The organism is Nocardia sp. NPDC049220 (genome assembly GCF_040647855.1).
In the GTDB taxonomy this organism is placed as follows: domain Bacteria; phylum Actinomycetota; class Actinomycetes; order Mycobacteriales; family Mycobacteriaceae; genus Nocardia.
In genome coordinates, this window is the sequence record NZ_JBEZDA010000003.1 from 326,450 (window position 1) to 345,650 (window position 19,201).

Below are 19,201 nucleotides of genomic sequence, written 5' to 3' on the forward strand. Positions count from 1 at the left end.
CACACCCACGACCGGCGAGAAACGCGAAGCGGCAGGTTAGCATGGGGCGGTGGTGAACAAATCGAAGAAACCCTACGTGGACAACGGTTGGCCGAAGGTCGCCGATGGTGATTCCGCGGTTACCGAACTCTCGTCGGCCCGCTCCGGTGGCCTCTCGCCGTACGGTGAGGACACTGAATTTCCGGTTCCCGCCGAGCAGTTGCCGTACATGCACCCGAGCACGGTGATCAACCCCTGACCGCCCGGCCGGAAAGTTCCCGGGTACGAAGAAGGGCCCCGCATCCTCGTTGATGCGGGGCCCTTCTTCGGAACGTGGCGGTCAGGAAGGGATCAGACCCTTGTTCGCCTCGTAGAAGTTCACGATCGTGGGGTCGAGCACGCCGCTCGACTTGGCGGCGTTGAAGAAGTCGAGCGCTTCCTTGGGTACCTGCACGCCTTGGCCCTGCACAACTTCGAGGGCGCGGTCGACAGCAGAGAAAACCTGCTTGGAACTGTCCACCGGGGCGGCCTGAGCGGCTTGCGGTGCGGGGTTCCAACGCGGGGTCTCGTCAGCCGGGGCAGGCGCGGAGCGATGGGATGGTGCGCTGCTCAGGCCGAGTGAAGACGAGCAAGAGGGCCAGGCGCCCCAGCCCTGCGACGCGAGCACCTTCTCGGCGACAACGATCTGCTGTTCGCGGCTGGCCTGGTTGGCAGTGGCGGCGTAATCCTGGCCGCCGTGCGCACGCCAGGTGCTCGGGGAGAACTGCAGCCCGCCCTGGAAACCGTTGCCCGTGTTGATGCCCCAGTTGCCGCCGGCTTCGCACTGAGCGAGCCGATCCCAGTCGGAGTCGGGTGCCGCGCTGGCGTTGCCTGCGAGAGCCACGCCGGCAGTGCCGATCATGGCGCCGGTGACGGCAACCTTGGCTACCGTGCGGCCGGTCGAGCTTGGCTTGCGATGGCGTCCACTCATATCGGGTTCGTCTACCTCTCGACGCACCTGCGAGGTCTTCGGTTCGGGTTCGGACTGAGAGGTAGTCCGTATCCGCCCTCGCCCCTACGTTTCCGTCGGGGTTCCGGTACCCGCGGGGCGAGGTTCGGTGCGGCGGGCCGGTGGTTGCCGGGTGTCCCGGCTGGGTATGACCGTACGTCGATCGGCGCGAAAAATCACCATTTGGTAACCGGCGTGTACCGGCGGGTCTCGGCGCGGTATCGATACGGCCGGAACGGCTTCCGCGCAGCTAGGAGCGTCGCTGATGGCTCGATGACGGTCCGTCACCGGGCTGTGACCTTCTCGTAATGTGACGAGGATCACATGTTGGCGTGGGTAATGATCGCCCGGGGTATCCAGCCGTGACGTAACGGAGGCGTGCCTTCCGTATCAGCGCGACCTCCGACCGGACCGCAGCGCGAACACGACAGCCAGCGCGAAACCCAACGGCGCGAGCAGTGCCCCGAAGTAGAGCCACAGTCCCGGCTCGCCGTCGGAGAACACCGGTGTCAGAAAGATGGCGAGGATAGCCAGCAGGCCCAGCGCGAACAGACAGAGCGCGAGCAGCAGTAACCAATCGCCGCGCTTGCGCGGCGCGCCACCAGATGGGGGCCCAGCGGAACGGTTCGTCACCGCTCGACCGTAAAACTGGTGTGCTTGCGTTATTCGCACCGGGGTAGACTCGACGAGCATCGCGTCCCGCAATCGTGCTGGGCGCGTTCTTTTCGCACAGAAAAAGGACTGGTCGTGGCACCGCCGCGGGCAGGTCCGACAAACGGATGTGCTCGGGCCGATGGGGTTCCGAGTTTTCGATGATGAACGGGTGAGCGCAGTGCCGACCGGCAGGGTTAAGTGGTACGACGTCGAAAAGGGCTTCGGCTTCCTTTCCCAAGACGAGGGTGAGGACGTCTACGTCCGTTCATCCGCGCTGCCGCAAGGTGTCGAGGGTCTCAAGCCGGGGCAGCGCGTCGAGTTCGGAATGGCCGCAGGCCGCCGCGGTCCACAGGCGCTCAGCCTCAAGCTGCTCGAGGCGCCCCCCTCGGTCCGGCAGGGACAGGAACGCAACGCGCGCAAGGACGCCCCTGCCCGCAGGCACACTCCCGACGAACTGCACGGGATGGTCGAGGACATGATCACCCTGCTCGAGGCCACGGTGCAGCCCGATCTGCGGAAGGGTAAGTACCCGGATCGCAAGACCGCGCAGCGCATCTCGGAAGTCGTCCGTGCGGTAGCGCGCGAACTCGATCACTGAATCGTTTGGCAGCGCCTGCGGCGCTGCGTGTTCGCGGGTCGTCTGGCGACGACTCGCCGTTGTCGTGACCCGGGAAATGAGACATCGGGGTCGACCGAGACGCCCCCACGCTGATCGGCCACGATTCACGACCACGCGGCCGACCAGAGCTCGCGGCGTTCTCGACCGTTAGCTGTCGATCTCCGGGTAGGCGAGCGGCCTCGGTGCACTCGGTGGCGTCGCTGGTGCGCTGATCCGGTGATGGCTTGTGACCGTTCGATCGGTGTGAACGGGTCTACGGCAAGTTGGGGGGTGCTGTTGGTCGGTCTACGCGGTGCTGATCGACCAGGCGGCGTGCGGGAGGTAGAACTCGTTACCGGTCTCGTCGCGCGCCAGAATCGGCAACTGCAGTTCGACGCCGATCAGGCGTAGGTCGGGCTCCGGAGCCGAGTCGATGGTGAGTGCGAGGGCGCGGTCTGGGTAGTCGTTGCGGCTGATCACCCGGTCCACCTGTTCGCCGGATGGCAACGCGTAGACCAGTTGTGCGATCCAAGGGGCGTCCGCGATCTTCTTCGGCAGCGACAGCTGCAACGGGTAGCCGGCGGGGACCTCGAGTTCAGCGGTTCGGCCGCGATGGCAGTCCGGCGTCTCCGGTTGACAGGTCAGCGTGGCGAACACCGTGCCATCCACCTTGCCTTCGGGCAGGATGCTGCAGTGCTGCATGGTCACCGCGCAATAGCTGAATGGCCGGACGGTGACCGTCTTGCCGTGCGCGTACGCGCTGATCGTGACGTCGGGTTCCTCGGCGTTGCGGACCAGTACCGCTAGAACACCGACAAAGGCGACGGTGAGCACCAGCAAGGCAGCCGCGGCCAGCGCGACGATCGTGCGTGCGTTGAGTTTGCTCACCAGAGGGGATCTCCTTGCCCTTGTCGGATGCGTGTGGTGTCGCCGGGCCGAGGCCCGTCGGGGCCGTCCTGGCGGCTCGCGCTCGCGGACTGTCCCGCCGGGACCTCCTGGTCCGCGTGCTGCGGACGGTTGCCGCCGAGCCCGGGCAGCAGCGAGTGCCCGCGGAAACTGACGAAGGTTTGCACGAGGCCGATGACGACCACCGCGGTGATCACCGCGAAACCCTTCCAGTAATCGGTCGGCAGCAGGACGCCTGCCGCACCACCGACCACCCAACTGAGCTGCAGGACGGTCTCGGAGCGGCCGAAGCCGGAGGCGATCGATTCGGGGGGAAGGTCGTCCTGGATCGCGGCGTCCAGCGATACTTTGGCCAGCGCGCTCGTTCCGGCCGCGACCAGGGTGGCCAGCGCCGCGCCGAGCAGATTGTTCGCGAAGGTGGCGAACAGCGCGACCAGCGCACAGGCAGCGGTGCAGCCGAGCACGATCAGCGCGGGCTTGCCGAGCTTGAGTCGGGCGCCGGTCGCGTTGCCCGTGAAGTTGCCGATCGCCGCGGACGCGCCGACCACGCCGAGCATGGCGGCCTGCTGTACTGGCCGATGCTCGGTCGCCTTGGCGACGAATGCGACATAGAAGGTGAGGAACCCGGTCAGTACTCGGATGGCGCTGTTGCCCCATAGACCGGTCACCACCGCGCGGCCGAGTGGCTGCCTGCGCTTCCGGGGCGGCACTGCCGATTCCTTGTCGACCGCCAGTATCCGGGTGGTTGCGTCCGGGCCGTGATAACTCAGCGTCGCGGGCACCTCGCCCTCGGTGACCTCGACCCAGGACGGAATGCGCAAGCTCAGATACGTTCCCGCGCACGCAATCAGCATGGCGAAGACCAGCGCGCCGTGCGAACCGGCGATAGAGGCGGCGAGCGCGGCGAGCGCTCCAGCGCCGATGGTGCCGCCGACCAGGCCGAACACCGTCAGTCGGGAGTTGGTGCGAACCAGATCGATGTCGGGCGGCAGAACCCGCGGCGTCACCGCGCTCTTCAGCACGGAAAACGATTTGCTGCCGATCATCATGCACAGCGCGAGCGGATACAGCGCCCAGGTGTCGAACTGGAGGATCAGCACCACCGCGACCACCGCGCGCAGTGCGAACGAGGTCGCAAGCGCCAGTCGTCGGCCGCGTTGTAGGCGATCGAGCATCGGGCCGATCAGGGGTGCGATCACGGCGAAAGGCGCGATCGTGATCAGCAGATACAGCGCGACCTTCGTCTTGCTCTCGGCGGTGGCGCTGGCGAAGAACAGCGTGTTGGCCAGTGCCACCGCGATGGCCGCGTCGAGGGCGAAGTTCGCCATGGTCGCATAGGTGAGTGCGGTGAGACCCGACTTGTCCGCGCCGTCCGCCTTGGCCGCGCGCTGGAAGGTCGCGATGCCCTTCTCGGTCAGCTGCCTGCCGCGCATGGCGGCGACCCGGGTGACTGTGAGCTTGCGTGGGATGCGCTGCGCGCCGGGCGGAGCGGGGGCTTCGCGGGGTTCCGGTTCGCTCGATCGCTGGTCGGGGGCGGGCTCAGGCTCGGCCGACTGCTGTGTCGGGTGGCGCCCGAGGTCACGGTGCGACGCGGGGGTGTGTTCGGTGTCCCGCCGATCGGTCGGCAAGCGCCGCGTCTCCGGATACTCGGAACCGTGCGGCGTGTCGTTGCGCCGGACGTCTGCGTCCTGAGTAGCCCTCCGGTCATCGTAGGCAGGCGGGACAGGGTCCGGCTCCGGTCCGAGGGGTGGCAGTGGCCTGCGGCGCCGCGGCGCATTGGGTGGCGGATATCGGACGAAGCCGGGGTGACGTTCGATCGGCGGGTACTCCTCGCCTTCCCACCGATCACGGTCGGGACCGGAAGGTTCGCGGGGAGTAGTCACGCCTCCAATTCTGTCGTACTTCCGTGCTGATCGTTTACTCGCGCTCGTTGCCGCCGGCGCCCGTGACCGCAGTGAAGCGGACTTCGAACATCGTCGGCCAGTTCTTGCCGGTGACGAGGAACCGGTCGGTGCCGGGGAGTTGGGCGATGCCGTTGAGTACGTCGGTGCCCACCCGGGCGTTCGCGGGGAGCAGACCCGCGGCATCGACGGTCGCGAGCACATGACCGGAGTCCGGGTCGATGCGCAGGATGGTGTCGGTGGGCCAGTCGTTGGCGTAGATCGAACCGTCCGCTGCGCAATCGAGTTCGTTGAGGCGTGCGGTGTGGTGACTGGTCAGTCGCACCGAGCCGGTCGGCGCGAAGGTCACCGGATCACGGAAGGTCAGCTGGTCGGTGCCGTCGCTCATTACCAACCGGTCCGATCTCGTACACAGGCCCCAGCCTTCGCCCTGATAGGACACCCTCCCACGCTCGGCCAGCGTGTTCGGGTCCCTGGCGATGGCCACCTGGTCCTTCCAGGTGAGCTGCCAGAGCGTGCCCCCGGCGAGGGTGATGCCTTCGCCGAAGTAGGGGACCGGCAGTGGCGCCACGGCCAGGACACCGCCGGTCGTGAGGTTGGACGCGCGTACGGTCGACGCGACCGGCAGACCGGTGCTTTCGTAGAGGGTGTCTCCGGCGATTTCCAGCCCCTGGGTGAACGCCGTTCGGTCGTGTGGCCTGGTGCCGACCACCTCGATATTCATCTTGGTTGCCATGTCATCGGGGTCTTGGCATCCGCTCAGTATGAGCACACCTACCAGCACACCGACAGCCAACGAACGACGATTGCGTTCCATACGGCAAAATGTAAGCCGTGAGCGCAGTATCTGTATCGGAGTCCGGCGTACGGCCCATTCTGGCTGATGCCGTTGACCTGGCCCGCCGTGCGCTCCTGGAGTTGGAGCCCGCGGGGGTCGGTGCACATTTGGGTGTGGCCGCCGAGGGGGAGAGCGCGGCGACGCATCGGTTCGAGGCGACGTTGCCCGGTTATCGCGGGTGGCAGTGGGCGGTCGTGGTGGCGGCCGCACCGGAGGCCGAGTACGCGACGGTCAGCGAGTCGGCGCTGCTGCCAGGCCCCGATGCTCTGGTCGCGCCCGCCTTCGTGCCCTGGGAGCAGCGGATCAGGCCCGGTGATCTCGCGCCGGGCGATCTGCTTGCCCCGCCCGCTGACGATCCCCGCCTGCTACCCGGCTACGTCGCGACCGGTGACCCGGTAGTCGACGAGGTCGCCTACACGGTCGGCCTCGGCCGGGCCAAGGTGATGAGCCGAGAAGGTCGCGCGGAGGCCGCCGAGCGCTGGTACGCCGAGCGCGGTCCCGATTCCGAGATGGCCAAAGCCGCGCCGTCCACCTGTGGCATGTGCGGTTTCTACCTGCCGCTGGCCGGGGCGCTGCGCGCCGCCTTCGGCGTCTGCGGCAACGCCATGGGCGCCGACGGACTCGTGGTTCACGTCGCCTACGGCTGCGGCGCCCACTCCGACACCATCCTTCCCGGCGGCGGCGGTTCCCCGATCTACCAGGCGTACGACGACGACGCCGTCGAGATGATCGCCCGCCAATCGGACCGGGTCCTGCCCGCCTCCGAGGGTTCCACGGCCCCCTCCGAGATTGTGACCGCCGTGTCGACCCCAGCAGGCGACGATTCCGAGCAGATCACCGGCGATGCGAAGGTCGGCGCTGCGTCGGCGGCCGATCCCGCCGCGGCGGGTGATATCGCAACGGGTCTCGCCGAGCCGACCGCGAACTCCGCTCCGACTTCGGGCGCGCCGCAGCGCTCCGACGCCGTGACGGGCGGTGACCGTGAACCGGTCTCAGAGAACGCGGAATCGGCGCCGGTCGCCGCGCATCTCGCGGTGACCGAGTCAGCTACCGGCGAGTCCGGCACCAGCCGATCGAACACCGCAGGGCTGGACATCGACGGCCCCGGCGCCGCGGCAGCCTCGGTGCCGCCGGGCGACGCCGCGCATCCCACCGGCCCGGAATCGGTAACCGACGAAACCGCGGATGCCGAACCCGCTGGGACGGGCGGACCAGTAGCGGCGGGTTCGGCGGGCGAGCAGGCAGTCCATGACGAGTCGGATTCCGCGGCGCGGCCGGAGTTCCCGTCATCGCCGCGGAGCTGACCGAGACCGCCGATCCGTTCGGCACATCGGTACTGCGCGCGGCAGTCCTTGCCGCATGGCGTGATTCGCCGACTCGGCTGCGTGAGGACGCCGCCACCGAAGCCGATCTGGTGCGCGCCGGATACCGCGACCGGTTGCTGACCGAGTTGGCACAGAACGCCGCCGATGCCGCGGGCAAGGCGGGCGTCGCCGGTCGGCTCGCCGTCCGGCTCGACGGTAGCGACCTGCACATCGGTAATACCGGTGTGCCGCTGGATCTCTCCGGTGTACACGCGCTCACCGCGCTGCGTGCGTCGGGGAAGTCCGATACCGGTTCGGTCGGCCGGTTCGGTGTCGGCTTCACCGCGGTGCTCGCGGTAAGCGAGGACATCGAGGTGCGCTCGACGTCCGGATCACTGCGATTCTCCCGCGCTCTGACTCGAGATGCCCTGTGCCACAGCGGTATCCCGCTCCCCGGCACCGACCTCGGCGAGTTCGTCCCGCCGACGCTGAGGTTGGCTTGGTCGATCGAGTCGACACCGACACCAGGCTTCGACACCGAAGTCGTGCTCCGCCTGCGCGATGACGTGGACGCCGACGCGCTCCTCGCCGGAATGCGCGCCGAAGCTGTCGACCTTCTGCTGGAACTGCCCGCCTTGCAACGTATCCGCATCGGCTCCGATGAATACGTGAGCAGTGCCGAAGACATGGGCGACGGACTGCACGAGGTGTACGTCGACGGTCCAGGCGATGAGCAGCGGACATGGTGGCAGTATCGTGCGCCGCGCGCCCGTTGGCTGCTGCCCGTGCGCGACGGTAGGCCGGTGGCCGCGGCGCCGGATGTGCTGCGTGCGCCGACCAGATCCGACGAAGAGCTTTCCCTGCCCGCCCTGATCATCGCGGACATTCCCATGCAGCCGGATCGCCGCAGGCTGTTGCCTGGCGCCCGGCTCGCCGAACTGGCCGAGGGCTATGCGGATTTCGCCCGTGTGCTCCCGGCCCGCGACCGTCTAGTGCTCGTTCCGGCGCCCGGTTTCGCGCGCAGCGAGGCCGATGGCCTGCTCCGCGAAGCTCTGGTTCGCGAACTCCAGACCCGACCATGGCTGCCTGTCGTGGTACCCCCGCGCCCCGCGTCCGGGCACGTCGTCGGCGGCGAACCGCATTCGGCGGGGGACGCGTTGGGCGGTGGATCGCGTGACAGGTCGGAGGGTGAACCGGCATACGCCCTGGACGACGCGCAGGTGGACGTCGGTCTGTCGGATAAGGCCTTCGGCGGTTCGCCATTCACCGCGAATCCGTCCACGTCGCCGGACATCGCGGTGCCCACCCGCGCGCAGGTATTCACCGGTCTCACACCCGAACTGGCTACCCTGCTCGCCGACGTAATCGGCCCGTTGGTGATCCCGGAGCTCTCTGGTGGACTACACAGCGAGGCGATGAACGTGCTGGACGCGCACCGGCTCGGGTTGGCCCGCCTCGCGGAGCTGTCCGGTGGCCTGGATCGACCGCCGTCGTGGTGGTCGTCGCTGTACGCGGCGCTGGAGCCGTTCGTCGTGGATCCGCTCGCGGCGGAGGAGTTGGGCGCGTTGGCAGTTCCGCTGGCCGACGGCCGGGTGGTCACCGGCCCGCGCACGGTGGTGCTGGACGATCAACTCGAAGTCGCGATCCCGGTGCACTGGGCCAGGCTCGCGCATCCGGAGGCGGCGCATTCGCTGCTGGCCCGGCTCGGCGCGCGTTCGGCCACCGCCGAGGACCTGTTGAGCGACCTCGCATTACGTGCCGATCTGGAGGATCGCCCCGGCGATCCAGACACCGCCGACGCCGTTCTCCGGCTTGCCGCACATGCCGATCCGGTCGCGTTGCCGTCCTGGCTCAGTGCGCTCGAATTGCTCGACACCGGAGGCGAATACCTACCCGCCGACGAACTGCTGCTGCCGGGTGCTCCGTTGCGTGATCTGCTGGTCGAGGATGCGCCGTTCGGCACGGTGGACCCCACTCTGGTCGATCGCTATGGCGCGGACGCCTTGCGTGCCGTCGGCGTCGGCTGGGACTTCAGCGTGGTCGTCGAGGCCGATCCGACCGGCCCGGACCACGATCTGGACGACGAGGACCACTGGTGGGCGAGCCTGCGGGACGATCCGCCGGAGTTGGCGGCCGTCCGCGACCTCGAACTGGTTGCCGATGCGGCATGGCCGGAAGCGTTACGGCAGTTGGCCGCCGCGCCGCGCACCTACCGGCTGCTCGCGGACGTCGACGGTTACACCGCGTGGTGGCTGCGCAGATATGCGCAGATCGACGGCACGGCGCTCGGGCTGCTTCGTCACCCCGCGGACACCGAGTTCGTCGGTTTGCTGCCCACGTTCGCCGTAGCCGATCTCGACGCCGATGGCTTCCGTGCCGTTCTCGCCGATCCGGAAACGATCACCGCGGACCTGGCGGCCGCGCTGCTGGCTGCGCTCGCCGATCCGGCGAAGACACCCGCGGGGGACGTGGTGTCGCGCACGCACTCCCGTTTGGCGGCCGCCGTTGCCGCGGATCGCCTCGACCTGACCGACCTCGATCCGCCCGACCGGGTCCGCGTGTTGTCGGGCGCCGTGGTGGATCCCGGTGACGCTTTCGTCCTCGACCAGCCCTGGTTCGGCCTGGCGGTGCCGCCGGACCGCTTGGTGGCCGGTGCCGCCGAAACCGCGTCGGACCTGGCCACGTTGCTCGATCTTCCGCTGGTGTCCGATTCGGTCACCGCCGAAGTGGTCGGCGAAGGACGGCGCACGAGCTGGACGACGGAACCGCTGGGAGTTGTGCTGCGCCAACTGTTCACCCTGCCCTCGCAGGAGGGCGAGTTGGTCGTGCACGACGATCTGCTGGTGCGCCTCGGTGGCGCGATCGTGAGCACCGTAGCCGTGTCCTGGTGGCGGGACGGCTCGACGGTCCATGTCCGCGCGCCGCGCACGCAGGACTGAAGCGCGGCTACTCGGCCGCGTACCCCGTGAGTATTTCGCCCAGCAGATCGAGCTGCTCGCGCACGCTTTCGCTGTCGTCGTCCACCAGCCAGCGCAGCACGACGCCATCGATCACATTGAGCGTGAACCGGCTCAGCGTCTGCACCGGGACCGACCACTGATTCCCGGTCGCGTCGCGGGCGTGTTCCAGGATATCGGCGACGGTGGAGTCGTTGAAGTTGTATTGCTCGCGCGCGATCGCGAGTTTTGCGGGGGTTTGTTCCCCTTCGCGTAGTGCGTAAGTCGTCGTTTCGTAAGTGAGCAGTTGCCGTTCCGGAGTGGCTTCGATGTTGAGCCACATGAGTTCCAGTCCAGCGCGGATCAATTTTTGAAGGGCTTCTTTTCCACTTCCGACGTCTTGCCATACCGTTTCGTTTGCGTCCACGGAATCGCGCAATTCCATCGATAGCGCTTTGACCAGCTCGGTCATCAGCGCGTCCTTGTTTTCGAAACAGTAATGCACCACACCGAGCGAGACACCGGCTGCTTGGGCGACATCGCGCGTGGTCACGCCCGCAACGCCCTTTTTCTCGGCAAGGCCTATCGCGGCCTCGATAAGGTGAGTCCGTCGTTCTTCAACGCTCAATCGGGAGGACACCCAAGGGAGTTAAGCGCCCGCGGCGCGTGCAGTCAATTCACTGGTACGAAAATCTTGACTGGACAAGTGACCAGTTTTGTGGTCGGCTGCCATCGGACCGAAGGGAGGCGGGTGTGCGGGTATCGCGCAGAACTGTTCTGGCCCGGACCGTGATCGGTTCCGCGACGCTCGCCGTTGCCACGGCGCCGGGTATGGGCAGCGCGCTCGGCCATCCGGCAGGTGCCGCATCAGGGTCGGACGGCTACGAGATCGGCGCCGGACTTTCCGATATCACCGGCCCCGCCGCCGAATGCGGAATGATGGGCTACGCACAGCTCGAGCAGCAGACCGCGGGTATCCACCTGCGTCCCCGGGCTCGCGCCTTCATCCTCGGTGGCGGTGGGCGGCGGATCGTCTTCGTGGCAGCCGAGAACGGCATGATCTTCCAGTCTGTGCACCGCGGCGTGCTGGCCGAGTTGGCCCGCCGCTTCGGTGATCGCTACACCGAGCAGAACGTGGTGCTTACCTCGACGCACTCCCACGCGACCTGCGGCGGATCCAGTCACGACTACGCCTACAACCTGTCCATCCTCGGTTTTCAGCAGCAGGTGTATGACGCGGAGGTGAACGGTATCGTCGAGGCGATCGCGGCCGCGCATGACGACATCGGCCCCGGCACGCTCGCGCTGGGCCGCGGCGAGTTGCACAACGCGAGCGTGAACCGCTCGCGAGTGGCCTGGGAACGCAATCCGCCTGCCGACAAACACTATTTCCCCGACGCCATCGACCCCGCGGTGACGGCCATGGCCCTGTTCAAGGGCGGCAGACAGATCGGGGCGATCACGTGGTTCGCCACCCACAACACCTCGATGACCAACGAGAACCACCTGATCAGTTCGGACAATAAAGGTTACGCGGCGTTCTGCGCCGAGCACATCGAGCACGGTGTGCGCTACCTCGACGGCACACCGGATTTCGTCGCGGCCTTCGCGCAGACCAATGCGGGCGATATGTCCCCGAATCTGAACCTGCGGCCCGGTTCCGGGCCCACCGAAGACGAGTTCGAGAACACTCGAATCCTCGGCGAGCGTCAATACCTGGCTTCGAAAAACGCACTGTCCCACGCGGAGCCGGTCGACGGTCCGGTGCAGGCGATGCTCTGTTATATCGACCTTGCCGATCTCGCGGTGGACGGCCGGTTCACCCCTGACGGCCGCCCGCGTCGCACCGCGCCCGCCGCGGCCGGGGTTTCCCTGATCGCGGGCAGCGTCGAGGACGGTCCCGGCCTGCCCGGCGGCCCGATACCGGAGGGCGTGCGCAACCCATTTCTCGACTCGCTCGGCGATCCGGGGCGCGCACCCGGCTGGCTGACCGATGCGCAAGCACCCAAAGCGATCGCGATCCCGCTCGGCCTGCTGCCGCCGGTGGCATGGGTCCCGAATGTGTTGCCTATCCAGCTCGTTCGCCTCGGCGCGCTCTATCTGGCGGCCGCGGGTGCGGAATTCACCATTACCGCGGGTCTGCGCATCCGCCGCGCGGTCGCGGCGGCGCTGAATGTTCCGCTGGAACAGGTCCTCATGCAGGGGTATGCGAACGCGTATCACGAATACGTCACCACTCCGGAGGAGTACGACTCCCAACAGTACGAGGGCGCCTCGACGCTGTTCGGCCGGTACACGCTCTGCGCCTATCAGCAGGAGTTCACTCGGCTGGCATCGGCATTCGCCGCCGGTCAGCCGGTGCCGCGCGGTCCGGCCCCGCGTGACGTATCCACCCTGCAACCGAACTTTCAGCCGGGGCCGGGGATTGACGCCACGCCGCCCGGGCGTGGATTCGGTGACGTGCTGCTTCAGCCCGCGCCGTGCTACGCCCGCGGCGACCGAGTCGCGGCCGAATTCGTCTCTGCCCATCCGAAACACGACACTCGCCGCAACCGCACCTTCCTGGAAGTGCAGTTCACCAACGCGTCGGGTGCCTGGATGCGGACGGCCAATGAAGGCGAATGGGCCGTGAAGTTCTTCTGGAGGTGGCACGGTGGCGCCGTATCGGTAGCCCGGTTCACCTGGGATGTCCCGGCCGACGCCGCGACGGGCCGCTACCGGTTCCAGCACTACGCGACCAGCCTCGGCCCCGATGGCACGCTGACGCCGTTCACCGGGACAACCGATGAATTCGAGATCGCCTGAGCGCAACCAGCGCCTGCTACAGACCCGTCTGCGCGCCTTTGTCGCCCCGACGTGCACCCCGGCGCTGAATCAGGAAGATCCCCAGTGCGAGGATGCCGACCACCAGGCCCATCAGGCAGACCGGACGCGCCGACTCCCACCGATCGCCACCCGCCCACACCACCGCGGTGGCGATGGACCACAGCGCGCTGCCGACCGCGAGCACGGGGCGCGGATCGGTCAGGCGCGGCGGAATCTGTGGGACTTCAGGCGTCACGGGCCCAGCCTAGCGGCGATAATCCGCGTCCGGCAGGTAGTCGGTCCCGTATCGTTTGCCACTGTGACAACGCCCTCGGATGTCCGAGCCCTTGCTGGTGAGCTCTCGCTGGCGGTCGTTCGGTTGACGCGACACCTGCGCGGTCGCCGTGCCAACGCGCAGATCTCGCTGACCCAGCTCTCGGCCCTTGCCACCCTCGCACGCGACGGCGCGATGACGCCGGGTGCGCTCGCCGCGAAGGAGCGTGTTCAGCCGCCGTCGATGACTCGGGTCATCGCCTCACTGACCGATCTCGACTTGGTCGAGCGAAAGCCGCATCCCACCGACGGCCGCCAGATCATTGTCTCGTTGTCCGCCGCGGGCCGCGCGCTCATCGCCGACGAAACCAGCGCGCGCGAGGAGTGGATGACCGAACAACTCGCGACGCTCACCGGCGATCAGCTGGTCGTGCTGACCCGAGCCGTGGCGATCATGAAGCAGATCGTCACGGAATCCGAGTAGGGCCACGGCCGCAAGGGAATTCGCGACTCGCGCCGTAGTCGGCACCCGGTACCGAACGGCCGCTCCCGCTCAGTGTCGCGTTCTATTGAACCGGATGACGGTGTCGACACCCCACCACAGCAGGCTGCCGGCGATCAACAGATAGAGGATGAAAGCCAGGTAGACCAAGACCGCGCCGTAGTCGCCTGCCCATCCCGGCAAGCGGTTGAGCTGGGTACCCGCGACAACGAGTAGCAGCAACCCGAGCGTGATCGCGATCGGTGCGAGGGGCGCGGTGCCCGGGTCGCCGGCCGGTCGTGCGGTGCGATGGGCCATGGACGAGTTCTCCTGGTGCAGTCGGTTAACTGCGGAATCGGGGCGCCGAAGACGCCGTCGATATCAGTTACTTTCTAGTTAACTTTCGCACGGGAGAGTGGCAGCGTTAACGGATGTGATGCAGATCACTATCTAGTGGAAGTCGCGAACGGTTGATCGCTGTCCACGATCTCGCGTCCGAGCGGGAACAGCGAGAGCGGGATGAGCTTGAGATTCGCCCATCCGAACGGGATGCCGATGATCGACAGGAACAGCGGAATGCTGGTGAACAGATGGCCGAGAGCCAGCCACCATCCGGCCACGATGAACCAGATGATGTTGCCGATCAGCGAACCCGCGCCCGCGCCGGGCTTGTCCACCGTCGTCCGGCCGAACGGCCAGAGGACGTATGCCGCGATCCGGAACGACGCGATCCCGAACGGGATCGTGACGATCAGGATGAAGCAGACGATCCCCGCGGCAATGTAGCCCAGTGCGAGCCAAAATCCCGCGAAGACCAACCAGAGGACATTGAGCACCAGCTGAATCGGCTTCATATAACCAGCATGCCAGCCCCCACGCCGAAGCGGACATTTCTCCCGACCCTGCGCCGGCGGACACCGGGACGACGTCAGAAGAACCAGCCGAGCATCGCATCCCGCTGTGTGCGGAAAGCGTCATCGATCGCGCGTAGTCGCGCGGGGTTCGCGACGGCTATTCGGTTGGCCGCCGCGAACACCCGCGCCGGATACGCGCCCAAATACATGCTGCTGAGCACATCGATGCCGAGTTCGATATCGGCCGGGCCGGTTGTCGGTTCGCAGTCCGCCTGCCCGTCCCGCACACGCAAGGCGAACGTGCCGCCCGCGCTGCGGAACGGGTCGGTCACGGCGAGCACCAGATCCAACTCACTCGAGTAGGACCGTGCCGACAGCGCGGCGGGAATGTCCATGAGCCGTAACCACAGTCCGTCGGAGCGAGCCGTCGTGCGGACCAATCGGGGGTCGGTCAGCAGGTAGGGCAGCGAGTCGTGGTCGGTGAGTGTGGCCGCCACCTGCTGCACCAGATCCAGTCCGAGCAGGGCACGCCACAGCGCGGCGGCGGCTACGGCGGTGACCGCTCGCAATTCGACCACGTCGGCCGACTTCACCTGGCCCTGGGCGTGGTACCGGTACAGCGCGTAGCCGTCGGCGTGCACCAACGCGAAAAGGTCGGTTCCGCCGCCGCGGAAGCGCGGTGCGTCGTCGAACAGCATGTCCCAGCTCGCCTCCGGCCGTGTTTGGGCGCCCGGCACCATTGCGCGCCAGCGGTCATAGACCGCCGCGATGTCACTGCGCACCTCGCTCGGTACCTGCAGCGTGACCCCGCCCGGGTCCGGTGTCGACGGCAGGAACTCGGCGAAGCGGCGATCGATGCCGACCGTGTTCTGGCGTGTCGCAGGACCGTAACCGAACCGGCCGTAGAGGCCGCCGACGCTGGCGGTGAACATGGTCAGCGGCAGTCCGGCGGCTTCGATGCGGCGGTGTTGTTCGGTGTACATGGCGCGCAGGATGCCTCGGCGCCGATGCGTCGGCGCCACACCGACGCCCGCGATGCCGCACACGTCGACGGCCCGACCGCCGGGCACGGTCACCGCCATCGTGGTGGACTGCACGTGGCCGACGACCTGATCGCCCTCGACCGCGACGATCGCCTCCTCCAGCGGGAACAACCGGAGAACCTGGCCAAGTTCCGCAGGGTCGTAGCGAGTGCCGAAGCACGTCTCCACCAGCGTCCGGATCGCGGACGCGTCCTCGGCGGTGGCAGACCTGATGGTGATTCCAGGAACGGTCATGCCTCGACCATCCCACGCCGGAGCGCGCGTCGGCACCGGGTTTTCGCCCGTGCGAGGGGGCGCTCACGACGATGAGGCGACCACCGGTGGCGGCGCGGGCGGGCCGCCCGGCAGGATATAGCGGTGGCCGAAGTGATCGATATCGATGATCCCGCCGATCCACGGGTCGATGACTTCCGTGACCTCAAGTCCGCCGACCGTAGGCCCGATCTTCCCGGGCGCAAGGGATTGGTGATCGCGGAGGGCGTCGTCGTGGTCCAACGCATGTTGGATTCGCGGTTCACGCCGACCGCGCTGCTCGGCGTGGAGCGAAGGCGCACCGAGCTCGCCGCCGACCTAGCCTCGGTCGACGTGCCGTACTACCGCGCCTCGGCGGAGGTGATGGCCGAGGTGGTCGGGTTCCATCTCAATCGTGGGGTGCTCGCCGTGGCCCGTCGTCCCGCCGAGCTCGGCGTGGATGAGGTCACCGAGAAAGCGCGGACCGTCGTCGTGCTCGAGGGCGTGAACGACCACGAAAACCTCGGTGCGATGTTCCGCAATGCGGCCGGACTCGGTGCCGATGCGGTGTTGTTCGGCGATCGGTGCGCGGATCCGCTGTACCGCCGTGCGGTGCGGGTGTCGATGGGACATGTGCTGCGGGTTCCGTTCACATCCGTGCCGGACTGGCCGAGTGGACTGGATATGCTGCGGCGCAGGGGGTTCCAGATCATCGCGCTCACTCCCAATCCGGCCGCGACGAACTTGGCCACGGCGATGACAGGGGAACGTGTGGCGTTGTTGCTCGGAGCCGAGGGACCAGGACTGACCGAGGAGGCGATGCGGGCCACCGACCTACTCGCGCGCATCCCCATGTCGCCGGGCACCGATTCGCTCAACGTCGCGACAGCGGCGGCGATGGCCTTCTACGAGCGGGTCCGGACCGCATGACCGGCCAATATCGGTCGTACCAGTCGTATCAGGACCCGACCCCCTGGGGTGCGGGGCTCACCGTCGCGATAATGGTGGCGTTGTTGTCCGCGGCCGCGGTGTATGCCTTCGGCGCCGCGCTGGCCGAGGTTCACCCACTGCTCGCGGTGGCGGTGAATGTGATCGCGGTCGGCGGCGCGGCGCCAACCGCGTGGCGGTGGCGCTTCGCCCCGGTGACCCGGTGGGTGGTCGGCGGCGGTGCGGCCGGTGTGCTGCTCGGATGGATCACGTTGCTGCTGAGCGCGCTGGCAGTCTAAGAGACGTGGTCGTGCCTGCGCAGCCAGCCGAACAAGCCGCGTTTGCGTTGGGCCGCCGAATGGTCGTCGGCCCGTAACGGGCGCGTCGCAGGGTCGGGCGCCTGGCCCTTCGGGTAGAGCGTGAATCCGCACACCGCGACGTCGCCCGGCACAAGCGCGCCGTTCGCAGCCGGTTCGCGGTAATGGAAGCCGAGCCATTCGTTGTTGGCGGCATCGGCGAAATCGGGGGGATCGAACGGCAGCGTCTGGGGGTCGGGCAGTTCGCCGGCACGCCACCGCACCGGGTGCTCGCCCGCCCAGTACGGCCGTTCCCACACCAGCGGGAGGCCGTCGTCCTCCAGGATGTTCACCCGGGTAGAGCTGAACGCCCGACGGAATTCCCCGCGCTCCCAATGCGCGAACGCGCCCCAGCCGTGCGCTGCGTCGAACGACACCAAGTAGGTGTGCTCGGAGGCCAGCGGACGCACCAGCAACTCCGGGATCTCGGTCGGGTGGACCCGCGAGGCCTGGGTCGAGCACACCACGGTCACGCCGGGGTAGCAGCCGATATAGACCTCGTCGACCTCGGGGCCAGCGCAACCGGCCAGGGTGCCGACCATGATTGGCAGCACGTCGTGGTCGCTGTGCAACTGCTTCGCGAGAGCCAGGGCGGCCGCCGGGTCCGGGTCGTGGTTCGCGCGCAGCACCGCCCACGGGTCGGGGGCGTCGATGTACCAGAGGGTTGACGCTTTCGATAGCACTTCCGGCACCTCCCGATAGTTGCACGAATCATCTCCGCGAACTTCGAGCAACGCACGGTGGTTCGAACGACCCACCGTCTGCGTGATCCGCTCGACGCCGACGTACGTCGTCGACCACATCGAAAATCTACTCGCTCGGTGCCGCCCGGCGTGGACCTTCCGCTCGTGAACACGCCAGCAAGCACCAGAATTCATTGTTGATCGCGGACTCGACCACTACGAGGCATTGCTGATCAGGTTCGACGGCGGCCGGACGCGGACAGCCGCCGGAGCGAGGATCATTCGGTCGTGACCGGACCGCGAAACGGTGCCGCGGCAGCCGAAATCAGTGCCCCGAGCTGCGTACCCCGAGCAGCACGTCCTCCCACGATGGCATCGGAGCTTTGCCACGCTTGGTGCGACTCGGCTTCACCGGAGACTTCGCGGGGGGCTTCGGGGGCTCCTCAGCGGGAGTCGTCGACGCGGCGGCGGGCGGGGCGGCGGAGGGCGGGGTAGCCGCGGTGTCCGTGGTGGCCACGGAAGTCGCTGCGGAGGCGGCGACATTCGGGGGCGCAGTGGTACCGACAGGCGGGGGCGGCGTGCTCACCGCGGGGGGTGGCGTACTGGCGGAAGTGCTCGTCGTGATCGCGGCGGCACTGCCGCCAGCCGCGACAACGCGCTGATCGTAGTACTCGTCGAGGGTGGGCTGGTCCTGCTGGCGGCTCGCCGGGCGAGTGGGCGGGGCGGCCGGCACCGGACGAGGTTCCACCACCGGTTCCGGCTGCGGCGCGGGCTGTTCCGGCTCGGGCGGCAGGATCGTTGCCAATCCGCGCAGTGCGCGGCCGAAATCCGGATCGATCAGATCGGAGGCCGGATCGTCGAGCGGGGAGACCGAACCGCCGTGCGCGTCCGGCTGGTAGCGCCAATGCGCGGCGATTTCGGAACGTCCGTTCTGCCACTGCAACTGGGCGACCCAGTAGCCCTTCTCATCCTTCCAGGCATCCCATTCCGCGCCCTCGATGTTGTGTCCGCGCTCGGTGAAGGCGGCGGTGACCACATCGATGAGAACGTCTACTGCGGGGCCGTCGGGGCGGACCGGGTGCGCCTTCTGGGCGAGTTCGGCGGCACGAGCTCGCTCGAGGAGGACCGGATACGCGAACCGGTCGACACGACTGGCCGGCATACCGGATTCTGCGGTGACCTGTTCGACGGAGGCACCGGCGCGAATACGGGCCTGAATATCGCGGGGACGCATAGTTGCTTCCATTTCGATCTCGATCTGGCCGAATCGGGCAAGGTCTCCGCGCGCAGCGGCTCGTAGTTTGTCATCGGCGGGAAGCCGGAACTTCTGACCGGACTCGGTGTCGATACACACGATGTGCGTGGAGTCGGGCGTCACCCCGATCACTCGAAGCTCACGCACCGTTACCTCCTTATCGCGTCGACTCGCGACACCGCCCACTTT

The 19,201-nt window shown here is 67.6% G+C and carries 20 protein-coding genes; 8 read left to right on the plus strand and 12 right to left on the minus strand.

Going from position 1 to position 19,201, the window contains the following annotated elements; genetic code table 11:
* Positions 1-49: 49 nt before the first annotated feature.
* Positions 50-238 (plus strand): hypothetical protein, encoded by a 189-nt coding sequence (locus AB0C34_RS13055; protein WP_357070776.1) that lies wholly within the window; start codon positions 50-52, stop codon positions 236-238.
* A gap of 81 nt (positions 239-319) precedes the next feature.
* Here AB0C34_RS13055 and AB0C34_RS13060 read toward each other — a convergent pair whose 3' ends face one another.
* Both AB0C34_RS13060 and AB0C34_RS13065 read right to left on the minus strand, forming a co-directional pair.
* Positions 320-949, minus strand: coding sequence for a transglycosylase family protein (locus AB0C34_RS13060; protein WP_357070779.1), 630 nt, complete (start codon positions 947-949; stop codon positions 320-322).
* Between the two features lie 408 nt (positions 950-1,357).
* Positions 1,358-1,600 (minus strand): hypothetical protein, encoded by a 243-nt coding sequence (locus AB0C34_RS13065; protein ID WP_357070781.1) that lies wholly within the window; start codon positions 1,598-1,600, stop codon positions 1,358-1,360.
* 199 nt (positions 1,601-1,799) lie between these two features.
* Between AB0C34_RS13065 and AB0C34_RS13070 the strand changes: the two genes are divergently transcribed.
* Complete coding sequence (locus AB0C34_RS13070; RefSeq protein WP_357071354.1) at positions 1,800-2,219, plus strand: cold-shock protein; 420 nt, start codon at positions 1,800-1,802, stop codon at positions 2,217-2,219.
* 306 nt (positions 2,220-2,525) lie between these two features.
* Here AB0C34_RS13070 and AB0C34_RS13075 read toward each other — a convergent pair whose 3' ends face one another.
* Genes AB0C34_RS13075 through AB0C34_RS13085 form a run of 3 tightly spaced genes read right to left on the minus strand, consistent with a single transcriptional unit; the run spans position 2,526 to position 5,843 of the window.
* Positions 2,526-3,107: a DUF2771 domain-containing protein gene (locus tag AB0C34_RS13075; RefSeq protein WP_357070785.1), complete on the minus strand. Its 582-nt coding sequence runs from the start codon at positions 3,105-3,107 to the stop codon at positions 2,526-2,528.
* On the minus strand, positions 3,104-5,008 hold the full coding sequence (locus AB0C34_RS13080; protein WP_357070788.1) for an MFS transporter: 1,905 nt from the start codon (positions 5,006-5,008) through the stop codon (positions 3,104-3,106). Before AB0C34_RS13080 ends, AB0C34_RS13075 begins: the two co-directional genes overlap by 4 nt.
* A gap of 34 nt (positions 5,009-5,042) precedes the next feature.
* Positions 5,043-5,843: a glutaminyl-peptide cyclotransferase gene (locus tag AB0C34_RS13085; RefSeq protein ID WP_357070791.1), complete on the minus strand. Its 801-nt coding sequence runs from the start codon at positions 5,841-5,843 to the stop codon at positions 5,043-5,045.
* A 17-nt stretch (positions 5,844-5,860) separates the two neighbouring features.
* Between AB0C34_RS13085 and AB0C34_RS13090 the strand changes: the two genes are divergently transcribed.
* The gene (locus tag AB0C34_RS13090) at positions 5,861-7,168 is read left to right on the plus strand and encodes a DUF3027 domain-containing protein (RefSeq protein WP_357070794.1); all 1,308 of its coding nucleotides are present in this window, start codon (positions 5,861-5,863) and stop codon (positions 7,166-7,168) included.
* A gap of 110 nt (positions 7,169-7,278) precedes the next feature.
* On the plus strand, positions 7,279-10,107 hold the full coding sequence (locus tag AB0C34_RS13095) for an ATP-binding protein (RefSeq protein ID WP_357070797.1): 2,829 nt from the start codon (positions 7,279-7,281) through the stop codon (positions 10,105-10,107).
* 7 nt (positions 10,108-10,114) lie between these two features.
* On the opposite strand, the gene AB0C34_RS13100 is transcribed toward AB0C34_RS13095, so the two are convergent.
* Positions 10,115-10,732, minus strand: coding sequence for a TetR/AcrR family transcriptional regulator (locus AB0C34_RS13100; protein WP_357070800.1), 618 nt, complete (start codon positions 10,730-10,732; stop codon positions 10,115-10,117).
* Positions 10,733-10,857: 125 nt separating this feature from the next.
* On the opposite strand from AB0C34_RS13100, the gene AB0C34_RS13105 reads away from it, so the two are divergent.
* A complete protein-coding gene (locus AB0C34_RS13105; RefSeq protein ID WP_357070803.1) occupies positions 10,858-12,909 on the plus strand; it encodes a neutral/alkaline ceramidase in 2,052 nt (683 codons plus the stop codon).
* Between the two features lie 16 nt (positions 12,910-12,925).
* Here the strand turns inward: AB0C34_RS13105 and AB0C34_RS13110 are convergent, their stop codons facing one another.
* Positions 12,926-13,165, minus strand: a complete 240-nt coding sequence (locus AB0C34_RS13110) for a DUF2530 domain-containing protein (RefSeq protein WP_357070806.1) — start codon at positions 13,163-13,165, stop codon at positions 12,926-12,928.
* Positions 13,166-13,228: 63 nt separating this feature from the next.
* Here AB0C34_RS13110 and AB0C34_RS13115 point away from each other — a divergent pair, with 63 nt between their 5' ends.
* Positions 13,229-13,666, plus strand: coding sequence for a MarR family transcriptional regulator (locus tag AB0C34_RS13115; RefSeq protein ID WP_357070810.1), 438 nt, complete (start codon positions 13,229-13,231; stop codon positions 13,664-13,666).
* A gap of 69 nt (positions 13,667-13,735) precedes the next feature.
* On the opposite strand, the gene AB0C34_RS13120 is transcribed toward AB0C34_RS13115, so the two are convergent.
* The 3 genes from AB0C34_RS13120 to AB0C34_RS13130 all read right to left on the minus strand — a co-directional run bounded on the left by AB0C34_RS13120 (position 13,736) and on the right by AB0C34_RS13130 (position 15,794).
* Positions 13,736-13,981 carry a hypothetical protein gene (locus AB0C34_RS13120; RefSeq protein WP_357070813.1) on the minus strand — a complete coding sequence of 82 codons (246 nt, stop codon included), beginning with the start codon at positions 13,979-13,981 and terminating at the stop codon, positions 13,736-13,738.
* Between the two features lie 128 nt (positions 13,982-14,109).
* On the minus strand, positions 14,110-14,517 hold the full coding sequence (locus AB0C34_RS13125) for a YccF domain-containing protein (protein ID WP_357070816.1): 408 nt from the start codon (positions 14,515-14,517) through the stop codon (positions 14,110-14,112).
* A gap of 74 nt (positions 14,518-14,591) precedes the next feature.
* Positions 14,592-15,794, minus strand: coding sequence for a GNAT family N-acetyltransferase (locus AB0C34_RS13130; RefSeq protein ID WP_357070819.1), 1,203 nt, complete (start codon positions 15,792-15,794; stop codon positions 14,592-14,594).
* Positions 15,795-15,917: 123 nt separating this feature from the next.
* Between AB0C34_RS13130 and AB0C34_RS13135 the strand changes: the two genes are divergently transcribed.
* Together AB0C34_RS13135 and AB0C34_RS13140 are read left to right on the plus strand one after the other, a co-directional pair.
* Complete coding sequence (locus tag AB0C34_RS13135) at positions 15,918-16,721, plus strand: RNA methyltransferase (RefSeq protein ID WP_357070822.1); 804 nt, start codon at positions 15,918-15,920, stop codon at positions 16,719-16,721.
* Positions 16,718-17,017 (plus strand): DUF2537 domain-containing protein, encoded by a 300-nt coding sequence (locus AB0C34_RS13140; protein ID WP_357070825.1) that lies wholly within the window; start codon positions 16,718-16,720, stop codon positions 17,015-17,017. Before AB0C34_RS13135 ends, AB0C34_RS13140 begins: the two co-directional genes overlap by 4 nt.
* Here the strand turns inward: AB0C34_RS13140 and AB0C34_RS13145 are convergent.
* Entirely contained in the window at positions 17,014-17,766 is a 753-nt protein-coding gene (locus AB0C34_RS13145; RefSeq protein ID WP_357070828.1) for a hypothetical protein, read from the minus strand. The two genes, AB0C34_RS13140 and AB0C34_RS13145, sit on opposite strands and share 4 nt — an antisense overlap.
* Before the next feature lie 316 nt (positions 17,767-18,082).
* Positions 18,083-19,159 (minus strand): septation protein SepH, encoded by a 1,077-nt coding sequence (sepH, locus tag AB0C34_RS13150; protein ID WP_357070831.1) that lies wholly within the window; start codon positions 19,157-19,159, stop codon positions 18,083-18,085.
* Between the last annotated feature and the right edge of the window lie 42 nt (positions 19,160-19,201).

Coding starts and splice junctions, on each gene's coding strand:
- AB0C34_RS13130 (WP_357070819.1), bottom strand. CDS start 15,794: ATGACCGTTCCTGGAATCACCATCAGGTCTGCCACCGCCGAGGACGCG.
- AB0C34_RS13140 (WP_357070825.1), top strand. CDS start 16,718: ATGACCGGCCAATATCGGTCGTACCAGTCGTATCAGGACCCGACCCCC.
- AB0C34_RS13120 (WP_357070813.1), bottom strand. CDS start 13,981: ATGGCCCATCGCACCGCACGACCGGCCGGCGACCCGGGCACCGCGCCC.
- AB0C34_RS13085 (WP_357070791.1), bottom strand. CDS start 5,843: ATGGAACGCAATCGTCGTTCGTTGGCTGTCGGTGTGCTGGTAGGTGTG.
- AB0C34_RS13060 (WP_357070779.1), bottom strand. CDS start 949: ATGAGTGGACGCCATCGCAAGCCAAGCTCGACCGGCCGCACGGTAGCC.
- AB0C34_RS13125 (WP_357070816.1), bottom strand. CDS start 14,517: ATGAAGCCGATTCAGCTGGTGCTCAATGTCCTCTGGTTGGTCTTCGCG.